This window comes from Streptomyces sp. NPDC001401, assembly GCF_042895385.1.
Lineage (GTDB): Bacteria > Actinomycetota > Actinomycetes > Streptomycetales > Streptomycetaceae > Streptomyces.
In genome coordinates this window covers 45,023-59,645 of sequence record NZ_JBIAWI010000022.1, presented here as the reverse complement: position 1 = coordinate 59,645, position 14,623 = coordinate 45,023, and the positions used below count along the sequence as shown (strand labels likewise).

Sequence of the window (14,623 nt, the reverse complement as noted above, 5' to 3'; positions counted from 1 at the left end):
TCACAGCACGCTTACGCAGAGACCTGCCGGCTCCTTGATCGACGATCTGGCGGATGGCGATGGTCATAGCACGGTTCAGCCGGCGTACACCCTTCCCTGCTTCACGACGTAGTGCGCCGGCTCGGAGCAGCCGATGGACGGGGTGATCATCAAGCTGACGTCGAGGGGTGCGGGCTCCGTGCTCGCGGTCGAGAAATCGCAGACGGCGTGGCTGCCGGTCAGCGGGTACCAGAACCATCCGTCGACATCGCCCACCGTGACCCGGTCGGACTCCTTCCAGGTTCCGCTGTCGTGCGTGTAGACCTTCAGCTGCACCGAGGCGGCGTACTCGTCCTCCGGCGACCGCAGCGCGGTGAGCGTGATCTTGTAGTCGCTGCCGAGGACGGACGAGGCGATCTGCTGCGTCTGCTGTGTCTGCGGTGCCGCGGTCTCGGCATTGGAGGCGGTGGCTCCGGCGGTTCCGAGGACGGCCGCCGCTAGAAGGGTGACGCCCGCGGTTGCGGCGCGACGGATGCGGTGATTGCGGACCAGGTTCATGTTTCCCCCCGTTGGGTCGAGTGGTGCGGTTTGTGCGGTCGCCGCAGTGCTTCGCGGCCATGAATGAGGCCTCTGTCAATACGACGCCGGGGCGTCGGACAGCGGCACGGCTCGTGTCATGCCATGCCCCGCCGTCGATGTTCGCCGATGCGCCGGGTGGGGGAGAAGCATTTCGAATGTGCTCGAATTGCGGGCAATTTGTGCAGGGTTGCATCGGTGGAGGGCACGACAGCGCACGACGGCTCGGCGGGAGCCGCCGCCACATTCGCGACTCCCGCTACGGAGTGCGGCCGACGGTCTGCCCCATCTGCGGCAACTCTCCTCCGTCTCCATCCAGGAGTCGGTAGCCCATGAGCGTCACCGAGTGCCTCACGTACTGGCCATCGCGCCGACTTGCCAACAGCCCCCCGTCCCGGAGGACGGCGAGCTGGTAACTGGCGCTGGGCAGGGCGATGCCGACAGCAGTTGCCACTTCGGAGGTGGTCCGGGGACCGCCGCGGGCCACCTCGGCGAGGACCGAGGCCCTGGTGCGGCCCAGTAGACGCTCGAGTCCGTTGTCGTTGAGGGTGATCGAGTCGAGCGGCCGTGCGGTGACCGGGTAGACCAGGACCGGGCCGAGGGCGGGATCGGCAAGGGCGGTGGGCCTGCGCCAGCAGAAGTAGGAGGGGACGAGAAGCAGCCCGCGTCCCTCCAGATGGAGATCGCGGTGGGTGGGATACTCCACTTCCAGGACGGGTGCTCTCCACCGGGCGAGCGGACGCAGGCTCTCCAACAGGGCCAGGACGCCGCCGTCGAGGAGGATGCGAGAACGCACGTCGACCTCGTCACGGATGGCTCTGCGGGCGTGGGTCCAGCGCGGTTCGAGCAACGTCCTGGCGGAGATTTCCAGGGCCTTCACCAGAGATCGCATGCCGCGGTCTCCTGGTCGGCCGAGCGTCGTGGTCCACGCGGGGAGGGGGCGCGCGGTGGCGAGCCTGCCCACCTCGTGCCGCAGTCGGCCGGGAGGAGTGGCCTGTATCTCCTCCAGGGCCGCGGGCAGCCCTCCTTCCAGGACGGACGGGGTGAGGAAGTCGGGGATGTACCCGAAGGGCGGGACGAGCGTCTGCAGCGTGTGCAGGGCACGGCCGGCCACCGGGTCCGTCGCGAGCCGTTCACGGACGGAGCGACGCCATGCTCCGAACTCGAGCGGGCCCTGGTGCGTGACCAACCGGCAGGCTGCGCAGACGAGTTCCCACAGCGGATCGGGCCGACGTGAGATTCGGATGTTCTGTAAGTCGTGGGTGGTGAAGTGGATACGGAGCATGCGGCCTCATTCGCGGACAGTGGGGGGTTGACCGAGGGTGAAGAGCGGTGACTGTCATCATGGGTAATGGTCGACAAGTACCGGTGATTGGTTGCGTGTTGAGACCGACACCCGGGGAGATCGGCTGGATGCCGCCGTATTCGGCTGCTCTTCGCAGACGGCGGCTGCGGGGCAGGCGAGCACCAGGAGCTGCCGGAGGCTTCGGGCGGAGAAGCGGGCTTGCCTGCGGTCAGCCGCGTTCGGTCACCACGCCTGGTGGGACGAGCCGTTGGACGACTGAGCGCGCCGGTGATCCTCGGGGCTGTCGTGCGGGCACAGACCCGTATGGCCATTCACGCACTGGGTGCTGGTGATGCGGCTGAGTTTGCGCACGTTGGGCTGCCTCATTTCCTTACGGGTCGGGCGTCGTCCCGTTCGGCCCAGGAGGGGCTCGGCAGGCACCGTCGTCGCTGGTGAAACCCGGGCCGGTCTTGACTTGAACCGCACGCCCTGCTGCTTCCCGCACCATCATGTCGGTGTGCCGAGCGGGCGAACAGCTCACGCACCGTTCACGTGTGACCGGTTCGCCCTTCGAGTCTGGAACCCGGGCGCGCTGATCGAGAACACTGGTTCACGGCACCGGGTGGGCGCTTTGTTGCCATGACGGGATGGATCACGAGCGTGTCTTTGGCGAGCTGCTCTACCCCGTAAGATCCGCCAGACCAGGGACTGTCAAACGAGTGGTGTAACTGGGTAGTTGGGGTTACTGACGGGCCGCCGACAGGCGGCCGTCGAAGGTGATGTCGAAGGCGTTCAGCGCGGTCTTCCAGCGCATGGTCCAGCGGGCCTGGCCTTTGCCCGTGGCGTCGAGTGACATGATCGCCATGTAGACGCATTTCAACGCGGCTTGCTCGTTGGGGAAGTGTCCGCGTGCTTTCACCGCCCGGCGGATCCGCGCGCTCACCGACTCGATCGCATTCGTCGTGCAGACGATGCGGCGGATTTCGGTGTCGAACCGATCGCCGGATACTTCCGGCCCCAGGCATCGGCGAACTCGGCGAACCGCTCCAGGGCCGCCTCCTCGGTCGGGGCGGTGTAGACCGGCTTGAGAAGCTTGGCGATCTTGTCCCAGTCCTGGCGGGCGGCATAGCGGAAGGGGTTCCGCAGCAGATGCACTACGCAGGTCTGCACGAGCGTCCTGGGCCAGACGGTCTCGACCGCTTCGGGCAGGCCCTTGAGCCCGTCGCAAACCAGCATGAGGACGTCGCTGACGCCGCGGTTCTTGATCTCGGTGAGGATGTGCAGCCAGTGCTTGGCGCCCTCGCCGCCATCGCCGGCCCACAGCCCCAAGATCTCCCGCCGGCCCTCGGTGGTGACGGCCAGAGCCACATAGATAGGCCGGTTGGCGACCGCGCGGGCGCGGGTGTTGACGTGGATGGCGTCGATGAAGACGACCGGATAGACGGCGTCGAGTGGTCGGCTCTGCCATTCCGCCATGCCCTCGAGGACCTTGTCGGTGATGGTGGAGATGGTCTGGCGGGAGACTACGGCGCCGTAGACCTCGGCCAGGTGGGCCTGGACCTCGCCGGTGGTCAGGCCCTTCGCGGCCAGCGAGATGACCATCTCGTCGACGCCGGTCAGGCGCTTCTGCCGCTTCTTGACGATCTTCGGTTCGAAGGAGCCGTCGCGGTCGCGGGGCACGGTTATCTCCACCGGGCCGACGTCGGTCAGGACGGTCTTGGAGCGTTTGCCGTTGGGGGAGTTGCCGCCGTTCTTCCCGGCCGCATCGTGCTTGTCATAGCCGAGGTGGTCGGTGATCTCGCCTTCCGGGGCGGACTCGAGCAGCCGTTTGGTCAGTTGCTGCAGCAGCCCGCCCTCGCCGGTCAGTTGCAGGCCCTCGGCTTGGGCGCGGCCGACCAGCTCGTCGTCCACGGCCTTCGCCGATGCAGCTTTCGTGGGCTCGACGGTCTCGGACACGTTCTCACCGGTGATCGATGCATCTTCCATGATCGGGAGTTACACCGAACGGCTTACAGTCCCGGTCCAGGTCACCGGCCTGGGTGGTGAGCAGCCTGTCCCGGTGGCCGTTGCGCCAGGTCGTTCGCTTGTCGGTGTGGTTCGCCCGGGGCTGCATCGATCACGTCGGTGGCCTCAGCTTCGATGAGCTCCTGCAGGATGCGCTCGCACACCACCCTGATTGCCTCAACTCCGTCGGCCGACGTCGTGACTCCAGCAGCCGCATGAGCTCAGACTGGGACAGGGCCATCGCGTGCTCCTCCGGTTGAACTGCCCGTTCACCAGGGAGACTTGTTCGATGGCCTGCCGTTGCTCAGGGAGTATGCACAGTCAACAGATGCACGCTCTGAGCAGACACCCGCGCGTTCCGGGCCCCCGCCCGGCTACACCACTTCATGGGACGCCATCCGTTTGCGCCCTGCAGCCGCGAGGGCGGGGGAGCGGGGGTGGATTCACGCGTCGCCGACATCCCCGCGGGTGCAGGGAGGACTGCAGGATTGGCGGATGAGACCCGCTCACACACGGACCATCCCCGCGGGCGCGGGGATGGTCCCCAACACCGCCGAAGCGAGGCCGTTTCGTGCCCGTGTGTCGACGACGCCTCAAAAGTGATCTTCAGCGGAATCTGGAAGTGATCAGCCTGCTGAACTCGCCACCGCTGCGCGAGGTTGCTCGCATGGTCTGCGAGCAGGGCGTCCTGTCCTGAACGGCCGCGGCTTCCCCGGCAGGCAGATCGGGCCGGGGGAGCTGTGGCCAGGTCCGGCCATTCAAGGAAAGCCGACCGGCCCAGGGCATGGGTTCCCGCGCCCGCGCTGTGGCATCGCTGTGTCTGGGGCAGAGTTCCTGAGTACGGTCGGTGCCGGAGATCCGGCAGAAGACACCAAGGGGGAGCGGTGGCACCGCGTATCGGCCTGTATTTTCCGTACGTTCATATCCGAGATGCCGCGTGGCTCAAGGCCACGGCGTTGTACTGGCCGGCGTTGGCGCGTGTCGCCGCGGCCGAGTATCCGGTCCACGACTCCGACACCGTTCGCGCTCTCGCGGACGGACTCAACTTCATTCAGCAGCTGTCTCCGGGGCCGGCAGCCGAAGCGGTCGCCCCGCACTTCATCAACGTCATTCGCGGGCGCCACGCCGATCTGCACCGTTACTTCGGCGTGTCCCCTGAGGACATCGACGAGGGCGATCCGAGCGATCCGGAGTGGCGATCGGTGAACCGCTACGTTCTCCCGGGGGAGACCTGGCGGCCGCGCGACGAGCGGACGTCCCTGGTCGAGGTGCACTGGGATGAGTTCGCGCCTGCCCTGCGCCAGGTGCTGCTCGATTCCCAGCTGGGCCTGAACACCCGCCGCCCCACCCTGATGTCCGGTGATGAGGAGTACGACTGGATGTCGATGGATCCGAAGCTCGCCTGGGTCTACAAGTTGGCGCTGACGGAAGAGCTGGCCCGACAGCACGGGTTGACGCCGATCACCGACAACCCTGTCTCCCAACATAGTGTGCACGACTGGGATGAGGCGCGGATCTCCGCTGAACTCTTCGACTACCACCCCCACGACTGGCGCCCGGCATCCGTGGTCGGCATGCTGACCACGCAGCTCCCGCTGCCCCAGAACATCGCGGACGTAGCCGTCGACGACATCATCAAGCTGCGCACCGACTACCGACCCGAGTTCGACCGCTTCGTCGACGCCCTCGACGCTGCCGCCGCCGAGCTGACGAGCTCCCTCCTGGAAGAACAGGATCGGCAGATCGTCGCCCTCCACGTGGCGCACATCCGCCGGACGCACTTCGAGCAGCCCCTCAACGACCTCAAGGCCGCGATCAAAGGGCTCAAGCTCGGCACGGGACTCGGGTTGGTGAACCTGCAGACGCAACTGCCCGCCCTGGGAGCCATCGGCGGCGCGGCAGCGCATTGGCCGGCCGTCACCGCCGCATCGATCGGCTTCGGCCTGGTCGGACTGCACCATGTCACGGCTAAGGAACGCGATCGCATCCGGTCCGATTCGCCCGTCACCTACCTGCTGCAGGCCGAGAAGGTGGACGACCCGCCGTCCTTCATCAACCGATGGACGATCGCAGGCGCCCGGGGTCTCGGGATTCACATCTAGGCCCAATGCCGTGACTCTGTTGGTGATCTCGGGCGTCAGGTGATCGCGAGTCCGGCTGTGTTGCAGAGAGTTCGGAAGCGGGGTGCCCGGCGGGCCGATGGGGCGGTGTCGTTCCAGTCTGCGAGGCGGCTGAGGCTGCAGGCCATGGCCGTCAGAACGTGCTGCACGTGGGTGCGGGCCAGGCCTCGATAGCGGGCTCTGCGTAGGCCGTGCGCTCGGACGTTCTGCGAGAGGGTGGCCTCGATGCCGGCGCGGATCGCGTACCGGCGTTGCCACTGCTCGGTCTGCTGGTCGAGCCGATTGCGCATCTGGATCTCGTGCAGCAGCCGTGGCAGCACCGCGAGTGAGCGGGAGCGAGTGGCCGAGGAGGTGCACCGTGCGCGATCTGGGCAAGGCCTGCAGTCGGCCTCGGCGAAGCTTCGTCGATGCTGGGCAGCGCGGTGAGTTCCAGCACGCCCACCGACTTCCACCCCAGCTCGGTCATGGGGCTGGGGGATCGTCCGCTGATGAATTGCCATGGCCCGCCCGGATCGGCGGACCCTGCCGAGCGCGGTCGAGGAGCTGGTGCGGCAGCGGGCCGAGCGTGAGCGCGTCTGAAGACGCTCCCGACCCTGCTCAAGCCCGAGCAGACGGGACTTGACTGGACTCGGCTGGGTCCGGCTGTGTTGCACGGGCGGCAGCGGCCGCGAGACCGCCTTCGTCGAGCAGTCGCAGCTGTGGTTCAACTCCCTGTGGGGGCGTTCTGTCACCGTAGACCTCTTGCTGAGCTGACGCGGTGCACGGCCGGCACCCCCAACGCCACGCGGCCCCATGCGTCGGCGCTGTCCGTGAGCTCGCGGGCCGACGCAGGCCCGGGACCCGGCAGGCCCGGCAGGGCGCGTGGTGTCCCGGGTGGGCTGCGCCGTGTCGGGGGTTGTGGCGCGGTGGGGTTGGTCGGCCCGTTGCTTTCCCCCGTAGCGGTGGGTCGGCCCTGTGCTCAGCGGGTCGGCGGGTCAGGGGGAGAGGGTGACGGTGACGGGGGTGTTCGGGCACTGGTTCAACATGCCGGTAAGGGCGGTGTGTTCGACGGGGTCGACGGCGAGTTGGTAGCGCTCGCGGCCTACTCGTGTACCGGTGAGTCGGCCTGCTCAGCCGCGGTTCGCTGGCCGTGCGGTCGGGCCGGGTCCGGAAGGGGCCACGGCATCCGATGCCGCATGGCCGCGGGGTTCTGGGTGTCGCTCGATGGGCGTGGTGTCCGCAGGGCGCGTCTGGCCCTGGGCTGTTGCGCGGCCTGGCCCTGTGCTCCTGGGCGGAGGGGTCCGGTGTCGTGGCGGGTGTGCGTGCTTGACGAGAGGGTGCTCGGGATCGTGTTGTGACGCACGTCCTGAGCACCCTCGTGACGGCGCTGTAGGTGAAGTTCGATGACGAGATCGGAGGGAGGCGGCGGGTGGGACGGCCGCCGCCTGGCGACCGACTGCGGGCTGGTCTGCGGTGCCGTGGCACAAGCCCTGCTCGCGGCCGCTGCGAGGCGTGCTGGCTGCGCTTCGCCCGCGAGCACCGGAGGGGGGTGGCTGCGGTGGTGGTCAGCGCTGTCCGTGTCGGTTGCGGATGGTCAGGGTGGTGGCGGAGGCGAGGTACCAGAAGGCGCCGAAGGCTGAGTATCCGGCGAGGGTGGACAGGCTGCTGGTCGCGGAGGCGGACATGGCGGCGAAGGAGGCACCGGCGAGGACGGACAGTCCGCCGCTGATGATCATGGGCCACTGGGCGCCGACGGTGCGTCGGCGCCGGATCGCCATGACGAGCTGGATCGCTCCGGAAAGCAGGGCCCAGATGCCGAACACGAGCAGGGCCGTCCCGATGGTGGAGAAGACGGCGATGATCATCCCGGCGGTGGTGGTGAGGCCGAGAGCGATGTTGGTGGTGGTGACGCGGTCCGTGGGGCCGGTGCCGGCCTTGCGACGCTCGAGGAGCGTGGCGGTGACGTCCCAAAGGGGGTAGATGACGAGCAGCACGGCCGCGATCACTGTGGGCCTGTCCGTCGACACGAGGGAGGCGGAGGTGGTGTGGACGAGTGCCACCCAGATCAGAGAGAAGGCGACGCGGATCAGGTAGAGCGATCGGAGCACGGAGGCCGTCGTCGCGGTTGTGGTCGTGTTCGGTGTCATGGCGGTCTGAGTCATCGGGTGTCCCGTTTGGTGATCGTGATGGTGTGAGACGGTCGCCTCGATGAGGAGTCTTGGCGGCTTCGGGAGAGGCCGTGTACTTCGAACGAAGTAGTTCTGCCATCCGCTTCGAATCGAATGAGTTCTGCCGTCCCCATCGCTCGGACGAAGCTCGCCGTGTACATCGTTCGAAGTACACGGCCGCGGGACACGTGGACGAGAATCAGGCCATGGTCAAGGCGCAGAACCATCAGGACGGGCCCGTCGCACCCGTGTGGGTCCGCCGCCCCGAGGCGCTGCACCTGGTCGCCTATGCGGTGGCCGCGCTGGTGTTCACCGGCCAGATCGTGGCAGTGATCCTCAGAGGATCGGATGGGCCGACGGCCCTCTCCGTGCTCCTCGCCGGTGGCGGCGTCACCCTCTCGGGGTGGAGGCCGTGGGCAGGACTGGTCGTGGCGAGCGCGGCGTCCTTCGCCGTCACAGCGGTGGGCCACGATCCCCTGTCGGTGTGGATGATGGCGGTGCTCGTGCTGTTCTCGGTCACCTTCAGGGGAAAGCAGCCGCTGGCCGCAACCGGCATCGTGGCGGCGTTCTTCCTCGGGGCGTTCATGACGCTGGGAGGATTCCGTGGCGGTGCGATCGTGGGAGCCGCTGCACTCTTCTCAGCCGTGGCAGGAGGTGCGACAGGGGCCGCGCTGCGCATCCATCGAGAGCACTGGCGCACTCTGGAGGAACGGACCGAAAGCGCCATCGCCACCCGCGAGATCGAAGCCACCCGACGGGTGACCGAGGAACGACTCCGCATCGCCCGGGACCTCCACGACGTCATCGGCCACCAGGTCGCGATGCTGAGCATGCATCTCGGTGCCGCGGAGATCGGGCTGCCCGAAGACGCCGAGTCCGCCCGGCAGGCCCTCGTCTCCGCCAGGTCCAGCGCCCGCACCGTCGTCGTCGAAACGCAACGCATCCTCGCGCTCCTGCGTCTCCAAGACGACATCTCCGACGACGAGGCGCTCCGGCCGACCCCGGCGCTCAGTGGCCTGGAAGGCCTTGTCGCCTCTTTCCAGAGCATCGGCCTTGACGTCCGGCCCTCCATCGACATCCCCGCCGGTTTCGTGGAGCCCAGCGTCGGCGTGACGGTCTACCGGGTCGTTCAGGAAGCACTCACGAATGCCTACCGGCATGGAGAGGGGGCGGCAACGGTGGATGTGCGCGAGTGCGACGGCAGGATCTGCGTCACCGTCGAGAACCGCGTCGGTCACTCACTGCGTGGCTCCGGCTCCGGCGCGGGCAGCGGACTCGGACTCGTGGGGATGCGCGAACGCGTCGAGTCCTCCAACGGGCGGCTGACGATCGACAGTGACGACGGGCGATTCCGGGTCCATGCTGAGTTCAGCCCTCTGGGAGCCGTCGTATGACGACGCGGATTCTGATCGTCGACGACCAGGACGAGATCAGGGCCGGGATCCGGGCGATGCTTCGGCTCGACCCAAGTCTCGAAGTCGTGGGTGATCTCTCCGATGGACTCCAGGTCGTCCCCTACCTCCGGGACCACCCCGTCGACCTGGTCCTGATGGACATCCGGATGCCAGGCATCGACGGTGTCGAAGCCACCCGCCGGATCCGCATAGAGCACCCATCCGAAAAGATGCGGGTGATCGTGCTGACCACCTTTGACCAGGACGACATCGTTCTCGCCGCCCTCCGCGCGGGCGCCAACGGTTTCCTGAGCAAGACCGTGAGCCCCGCTGAACTCGTTGCCGGAATCACCGAGGTCGTCGGCGGTGGCGGTGCGCTGTCGGCCGCTGCGACGGCCGCGCTCATCGGTCACATGACCGACAGTCCGCCCCCGGTGATCGACCAGGAACTGCTGCGACGCTTCGCCGCTCTGACACCGAGGGAGCGGGACGTGGTCGTTCTCGTCGCGAGCGGTCTCGGCAACGACGAGATCGCGGCCCAGATGTCCGTGTCGCCGTTCACCGTGAAGACCCATGCGGTGCGGGCCATGACGAAGGTCGGCGCACGTGATCGAGCGCAACTCGTCTCGTTCGCCTTTCGGGCCGGCCTCTACCCCTGAGCCTGCCGGGCAGCACCTTGAAACAGGTGGCCGTCGTGGTGATGCCGAGCAGTGCGGCGGACGCGGCGGCGTGGGCACGTACCTGGAAGACCTCACCGTCGCGCTGCGCGAGCGGCGTGCCCGGACCTGTACCTGCAAAAGCAGGGCTTGCGCCACGGCCCGGCAGACGAGCTCGGAGTCGGTCAGCAGCGGCTGCCGTCCCACCCGTCGGGTCCCTCCGATCCCGTCGTTGATCTCGGGGCATCGAGGAGATCCGGTCCGCGATCGAGAAGACATTCTCGACCATCCTCGACGAGGTGTATGAGGTCCGGGACCTGGAGTGGCCGGTGCTCACCACCGGTGTGGCGGTGTGCCGCTATCGGTTCGCCTGGACCGGCGTAGTCGACGGCGAGCCACGTTCCGGTCAGGGGCGGGGCACCAACGTCATCGTGCGGCGGGACAGCGTGTGGATGATGCTCCATGAGCATCTGAGCAGCTGATCGCTTCCGACGGATGATCAGGCGGCTGCCGGTGATGACGAGGTAGGCGACGGCGTAGGCATGGCGGGGCAGACGATCCACGTACAAATGTTGACGAAACCGTAGCCCGCTCGGGGCCTTGACGGCCTATCAGGCCAGTTCTACGTTCAGCCCCACCAAATGTGCCGAACGTCGTTCGAAATACCGGGCGGCATGGGCCGAGCGCGCCGGAGTGATCATGAAGAAGATCGATCCGCAGGTGGAAAAAGCCGTCGACACGCTCAGCCTGAACGGGCTGGCCAGGCGGCGACTGCTGAGCGGCGTCGGAATGGTGAGCGCCTCGGCCGCCGCGGCGGCCTTGCTGTCCGCCTGCTCAGCCGACAACAAGAGTGACGACAGCAAATCGGGCGACGGTGTCGGCGACTTCCCGAAGACGCCGAAGTGGAGGTTCGTGTTCGTCAACCACGTCACGACCAACCCGTTCTTCACTCCCACGCAATACGGCGCAGCGGACGCCTGTGCACTCCTGGGCGCCTCGTTCCAGTGGACCGGCTCAAAGGACTCGAGCGTCCCGGAAATGGTCAGCGCCATGAGCTCGGCCGTCTCCGCGAAGGCCGACGGCATCGCCATAGCGGTCGTCGACAAGAACGCCTTCACGGCGCCCGTCGACAAAGCCCTCGACGCCGGAATCCCGACCCTCTCGTACAACGCGGACGGGGCGAAAGGGGATCCGGGGACGAGCCGGCTCTGTTACGTCGGGCAGGACCTCTACCAGTCCGGGGTCGAGCTGGGCCGCCGAATCGCCTCGCTGATGCCTTCCGGCGGGCAAGCGGTGGGGTTCATCGCCACCCCGGGCGCGCTCAACATCCAGCCGCGCATCGACGGGGCCACCGACGCGATCAAGGCATCCGGCAAGTCGATCGACTTCAAGTCGGTCGCGAGCGGCGCAGAGCTTCCTCAGGAGCTGTCGACCATCGACGCGTATGTCAGCGGACACAAGGACCTCAAGGGCCTGTTCGCGGTCGACGCAGGCTCGACGGAGAACGTCGGCAAGGTCGTGAAGAAGTACGGCCTCAAGAAGAAGGGCGTGGTCGCGGGCGGCTTCGACCTGAACCCGAACACCCTCACGGCGATCAAAGCGGGTGACCTCGACTTCACCATCGACCAACAACCCTATCTGCAGGGCTTCCTGAGCGTGCTCTACCTGTGGCTGTACAAGCTGTCCGGCGGACTGGTGATCCCGAGTGTCACCGACACCGGCCTGCTCTTCGTGACCAAGGACAACGTCGATCCCTATCTGCAGACCAAGACCCGGTTCGAGGGCTCCAGCACGAAGCAGCAGTTGGTCAAGCGCTCCGGCCCCATCGCACACGCATGAGCGAGCGGGCCGTGCAGGACGCGATCGGCGGGAAGACCACCACGGCCGGCACCCCGCCGGTGAGGCGGCACGGCCCGCTGCGCCTTGCCTTCGAGGCGTTCGTCATACGCCGCGAGGCCACCATCTTCATCGTCGCGGTGGGCCTGCTGCTGTACTTCTGGTCCAACAACTCGGACTTCCTGGCCCGCAACAACCTGGTCAACCTCTCCCAGCAGACGGCACCGTACGCGATCATCGCGGCGGGCATGGTGCTGCTGCTGGTCAGCGGGGAGATCGATCTGTCGGTGGGCGCCGTCTTCGCGCTGTCGCCGTTCCTGATGCACTACATGATCGACTACTACGGCACCTACCCGATCGTCGCGATCATCGGCTCGATACTGGCCGGCGCCGCCATCGGTCTCGTCAACGGCTTCGTGGTGGTCGTGCTCAAGGTACCGTCCTTCGTCGCCACGCTCGGCATGCTCTTCCTCATCCTCGGCATCATGCTGACCACGTCGCACGCGTACCCGGCACAGATCCCCGAAGCGGCACACGGGGTGCGCGGCTGGTTCGGGCAGTCGGACTGGTCGGAACTGATCTGGTGCCTGATCATCGTCGCGTACTTCCACGTGGTACTCACCCGCTCGCGCTGGGGCCTGTACACGATCGCCACCGGCGGCAACCCGCTCGGCGCGAGCGAGGCCGGCATCAGGACCGGCCGCATCAAGTTCGGCAACTTCATGGCCACCAGCGCCCTCGGGGCCTTCGCCGGCATCCTCGAGGCCTTCCGCGTCGACTCGATCGACCCGACCTCTGCGGGTGCGGATGGCGCGTCCCCGATGTTCACCGCCGTCTCCGCCGCGGTCATCGGCGGTACGGCGCTGGCAGGCGGCTCAGGAACGGTCGTCGGCGCGCTGCTCGGCGCGCTCGTCCTCGCGGAGCTGCGCAACGGGTTCAACCTCATCGGCATCAACGCCAACCCGTTCAACATCATCCTCGGTGCGGCGATCATCCTCTCCATGGTGCTCAACGTGTACCTGACCAGACTGCGAAGGGCAGGCCGTCGATGAGCGGGACGACCGGGCCGACACCGACACCGGCGCTCTCCGTGGAGCACATGGCCAAGGGCTTCGGCGCGGTCACGGCACTACGGGACGTGAACCTGCGCCTGAACAAAGGTGAAGTGCTCGCCCTGGTCGGTGACAACGGCGCTGGAAAGTCAACCCTGTTGAAGATCCTCTGCGGCTTCCACCGGCCCGACGCCGGCCGCATCCTCCTGAACGGCGAAGAGGTGACGCTCAAGTCGGTCGACCATGCCCGCTCGCTCGGCATTGACGCGGTGTACCAGGACCTGGCGCTGGTGAACGAGCTGACGGTCTACCACAACATGTTCCTGAACCGGGAGATGATCCGCCCCACCCGGCTGCTGCACAACCGCGCGATGCGCAAGATTGCCCAGGAGCACCTGGACGAGATGGGGGTGAACATCCCGTCGGTCGATGTCGAGGTCGCCAAGCTCTCCGGGGGCCAGCGCCAGGCCATCGCCGTGGCCCGCTCGGTCTATTCCGAGGCCAGGGTCCTCCTTCTCGACGAGCCGCTGGCCGCGATGGGCGCCAAGGAGGGCGCACTTATTCTCGACCTGGTCAACGACCTCAAGGCCCGCGGCGAGGTCTCCGTGATCATCATCGCCCACAACTACGCCCAGGTCTTCGAGGTCTGCGACCGGGTCAACTTGCTTCAGCACGGCGAGATCACCTTCGACAAGCGCACGTCGGAGACGTCGGTGGCGGAGCTGACCGACCTGGTGGTCGAGGAGTACCGGAAGTCGCGTACCAAATAGGTATCTTCGGGCGGAGCCACGCCGCGGCGAGTGCGCCGGAGCTCGGCCAGGGCGGCGCGGAAGTCGGCGTTCTGGCCGTAGCCGGCATCCGCCACCACGACCGGCGGCAGCAGTTGCCACCCGGCCAGTTCATCCAGGGCGTCCAGGGCCAGCCGCCACTTCTCCCGGTGCCCGACGTCCCTGGGCACGCCGGTCCGGTGTCCTGCGCCCACTCCGGGGGCAGGAACAGCCGCCAGTTGAGCGGGCACGAGGCAGCGTCGGAGACCGTGCGCTCGCGCTGCGGCACCAGCAGCACCGCGCGGCCCACGACCTGGTCGGCGCCCCCAGGCGTCGTCCTCGTTTCGGCGTGCAGCTGCTCGGCCAGCCGACGCGCGACCCGCTCGGCGACGGTGAGTTCCTCGAGCTCGTCGCGCACCTCTTGAAGCTGCTGGCTCAACTTCTCTGCCTGCAGTTCCAGTTCGGCCCTGCGGGCCGTGACCAGCCCATGAAGGTCCGGTTCCGCATCCCTGGCCACCTGACGCACCTCCCGCCCGGATCGTACGGACAGGTACCTCGCTCACGCCGGGAAATCCGCGGATCCCTGATCACCGAAACGGCAGACTCCGCGGGAGTTCTGCGCGGCGTTCGCCGGACTTGATCAGCGGTTGGAAGACTGGGCGTACCGGAGGGCCAGACGTTCCTGATCAGCCCGGACGGCGAGTATGACGTCCTGTTGAGACGTGGGCGGGCCCGGCGCTCACGGAGAGCTGGCGAACACGCTGAGGCACGTATGAGACACGCTGAGGTCATGGGCACGTTTATCGA

12 protein-coding genes and 2 pseudogenes are annotated in these 14,623 nt (G+C 67.3%); 8 read left to right on the top strand and 6 right to left on the bottom strand.

From position 1 onward, the window contains the following. Positions 1–75: 75 nt before the first annotated feature. The 3 genes and pseudogenes from ACFY10_RS46315 to ACFY10_RS46305 form a co-directional block, all read right to left on the bottom strand. Positions 76–537, bottom strand: a complete 462-nt coding sequence (locus tag ACFY10_RS46315) for a hypothetical protein (protein ID WP_390671406.1) — start codon at positions 535–537, stop codon at positions 76–78. Positions 538–814: 277 nt separating this feature from the next. Next, entirely contained in the window at positions 815–1,840 is a 1,026-nt protein-coding gene (locus tag ACFY10_RS46310; protein WP_390671405.1) for an ArsR/SmtB family transcription factor, read from the bottom strand. Positions 1,841–2,582: 742 nt separating this feature from the next. After that, positions 2,583–3,826 (bottom strand): annotated as a pseudogene (locus tag ACFY10_RS46305) (IS256 family transposase). A 758-nt stretch (positions 3,827–4,584) separates the two neighbouring features. Between ACFY10_RS46305 and ACFY10_RS46300 the strand changes: the two are divergent. After that, complete coding sequence (locus ACFY10_RS46300; protein WP_390671404.1) at positions 4,585–5,946, top strand: DUF6236 family protein; 1,362 nt, start codon at positions 4,585–4,587, stop codon at positions 5,944–5,946. A gap of 139 nt (positions 5,947–6,085) precedes the next feature. Here ACFY10_RS46300 and ACFY10_RS46295 read toward each other — a convergent pair. Both ACFY10_RS46295 and ACFY10_RS46290 read right to left on the bottom strand, forming a co-directional pair. Then, positions 6,086–6,464, bottom strand: a pseudogene (locus ACFY10_RS46295) (transposase); the annotation flags it as partial. Between the two features lie 1,044 nt (positions 6,465–7,508). Beyond that, positions 7,509–8,105 carry a DUF308 domain-containing protein gene (locus ACFY10_RS46290; protein WP_390671403.1) on the bottom strand — a complete coding sequence of 199 codons (597 nt, stop codon included), beginning with the start codon at positions 8,103–8,105 and terminating at the stop codon, positions 7,509–7,511. A 194-nt stretch (positions 8,106–8,299) separates the two neighbouring features. Between ACFY10_RS46290 and ACFY10_RS46285 the strand changes: the two genes are divergently transcribed. From ACFY10_RS46285 to ACFY10_RS46260, 6 genes are all read left to right on the top strand, one after another. Next, complete coding sequence (locus ACFY10_RS46285) at positions 8,300–9,505, top strand: sensor histidine kinase (protein ID WP_390671402.1); 1,206 nt, start codon at positions 8,300–8,302, stop codon at positions 9,503–9,505. After that, the gene (locus tag ACFY10_RS46280) at positions 9,502–10,164 is read left to right on the top strand and encodes a response regulator (RefSeq protein WP_390671401.1); all 663 of its coding nucleotides are present in this window, start codon (positions 9,502–9,504) and stop codon (positions 10,162–10,164) included. The genes ACFY10_RS46285 and ACFY10_RS46280 overlap by 4 nt, the downstream gene beginning before the upstream one ends. Before the next feature lie 242 nt (positions 10,165–10,406). Beyond that, complete coding sequence (locus tag ACFY10_RS46275) at positions 10,407–10,643, top strand: nuclear transport factor 2 family protein (RefSeq protein WP_390671507.1); 237 nt, start codon at positions 10,407–10,409, stop codon at positions 10,641–10,643. A 217-nt stretch (positions 10,644–10,860) separates the two neighbouring features. Beyond that, positions 10,861–12,000 carry a sugar ABC transporter substrate-binding protein gene (locus tag ACFY10_RS46270; protein WP_390671400.1) on the top strand — a complete coding sequence of 380 codons (1,140 nt, stop codon included), beginning with the start codon at positions 10,861–10,863 and terminating at the stop codon, positions 11,998–12,000. Next, positions 11,997–13,049: an ABC transporter permease gene (locus tag ACFY10_RS46265; RefSeq protein ID WP_390671399.1), complete on the top strand. Its 1,053-nt coding sequence runs from the start codon at positions 11,997–11,999 to the stop codon at positions 13,047–13,049. Before ACFY10_RS46270 ends, ACFY10_RS46265 begins: the two co-directional genes overlap by 4 nt. Beyond that, the gene (locus tag ACFY10_RS46260) at positions 13,046–13,819 is read left to right on the top strand and encodes an ATP-binding cassette domain-containing protein (protein ID WP_388842477.1); all 774 of its coding nucleotides are present in this window, start codon (positions 13,046–13,048) and stop codon (positions 13,817–13,819) included. Before ACFY10_RS46265 ends, ACFY10_RS46260 begins: the two co-directional genes overlap by 4 nt. Here the strand turns inward: ACFY10_RS46260 and ACFY10_RS46255 are convergent. Then, a complete protein-coding gene (locus tag ACFY10_RS46255) occupies positions 13,717–14,007 on the bottom strand; it encodes a transposase (protein WP_390671398.1) in 291 nt (96 codons plus the stop codon). The two genes, ACFY10_RS46260 and ACFY10_RS46255, sit on opposite strands and share 103 nt — an antisense overlap. A 158-nt stretch (positions 14,008–14,165) precedes the next feature. Here ACFY10_RS46255 and ACFY10_RS46250 point away from each other — a divergent pair, with 158 nt between their 5' ends. Beyond that, entirely contained in the window at positions 14,166–14,456 is a 291-nt protein-coding gene (locus ACFY10_RS46250; protein WP_390671397.1) for a hypothetical protein, read from the top strand. The last annotated feature ends 167 nt before the right edge of the window (positions 14,457–14,623 follow it).

Coding starts and splice junctions, on each gene's coding strand:
- ACFY10_RS46315 (WP_390671406.1), bottom strand. CDS start 537: ATGAACCTGGTCCGCAATCACCGCATCCGTCGCGCCGCAACCGCGGGC.
- ACFY10_RS46310 (WP_390671405.1), bottom strand. CDS start 1,840: ATGCTCCGTATCCACTTCACCACCCACGACTTACAGAACATCCGAATC.
- ACFY10_RS46290 (WP_390671403.1), bottom strand. CDS start 8,105: ATGACTCAGACCGCCATGACACCGAACACGACCACAACCGCGACGACG.
- ACFY10_RS46280 (WP_390671401.1), top strand. CDS start 9,502: ATGACGACGCGGATTCTGATCGTCGACGACCAGGACGAGATCAGGGCC.
- ACFY10_RS46270 (WP_390671400.1), top strand. CDS start 10,861: ATGAAGAAGATCGATCCGCAGGTGGAAAAAGCCGTCGACACGCTCAGC.
- ACFY10_RS46265 (WP_390671399.1), top strand. CDS start 11,997: ATGAGCGAGCGGGCCGTGCAGGACGCGATCGGCGGGAAGACCACCACG.
- ACFY10_RS46260 (WP_388842477.1), top strand. CDS start 13,046: ATGAGCGGGACGACCGGGCCGACACCGACACCGGCGCTCTCCGTGGAG.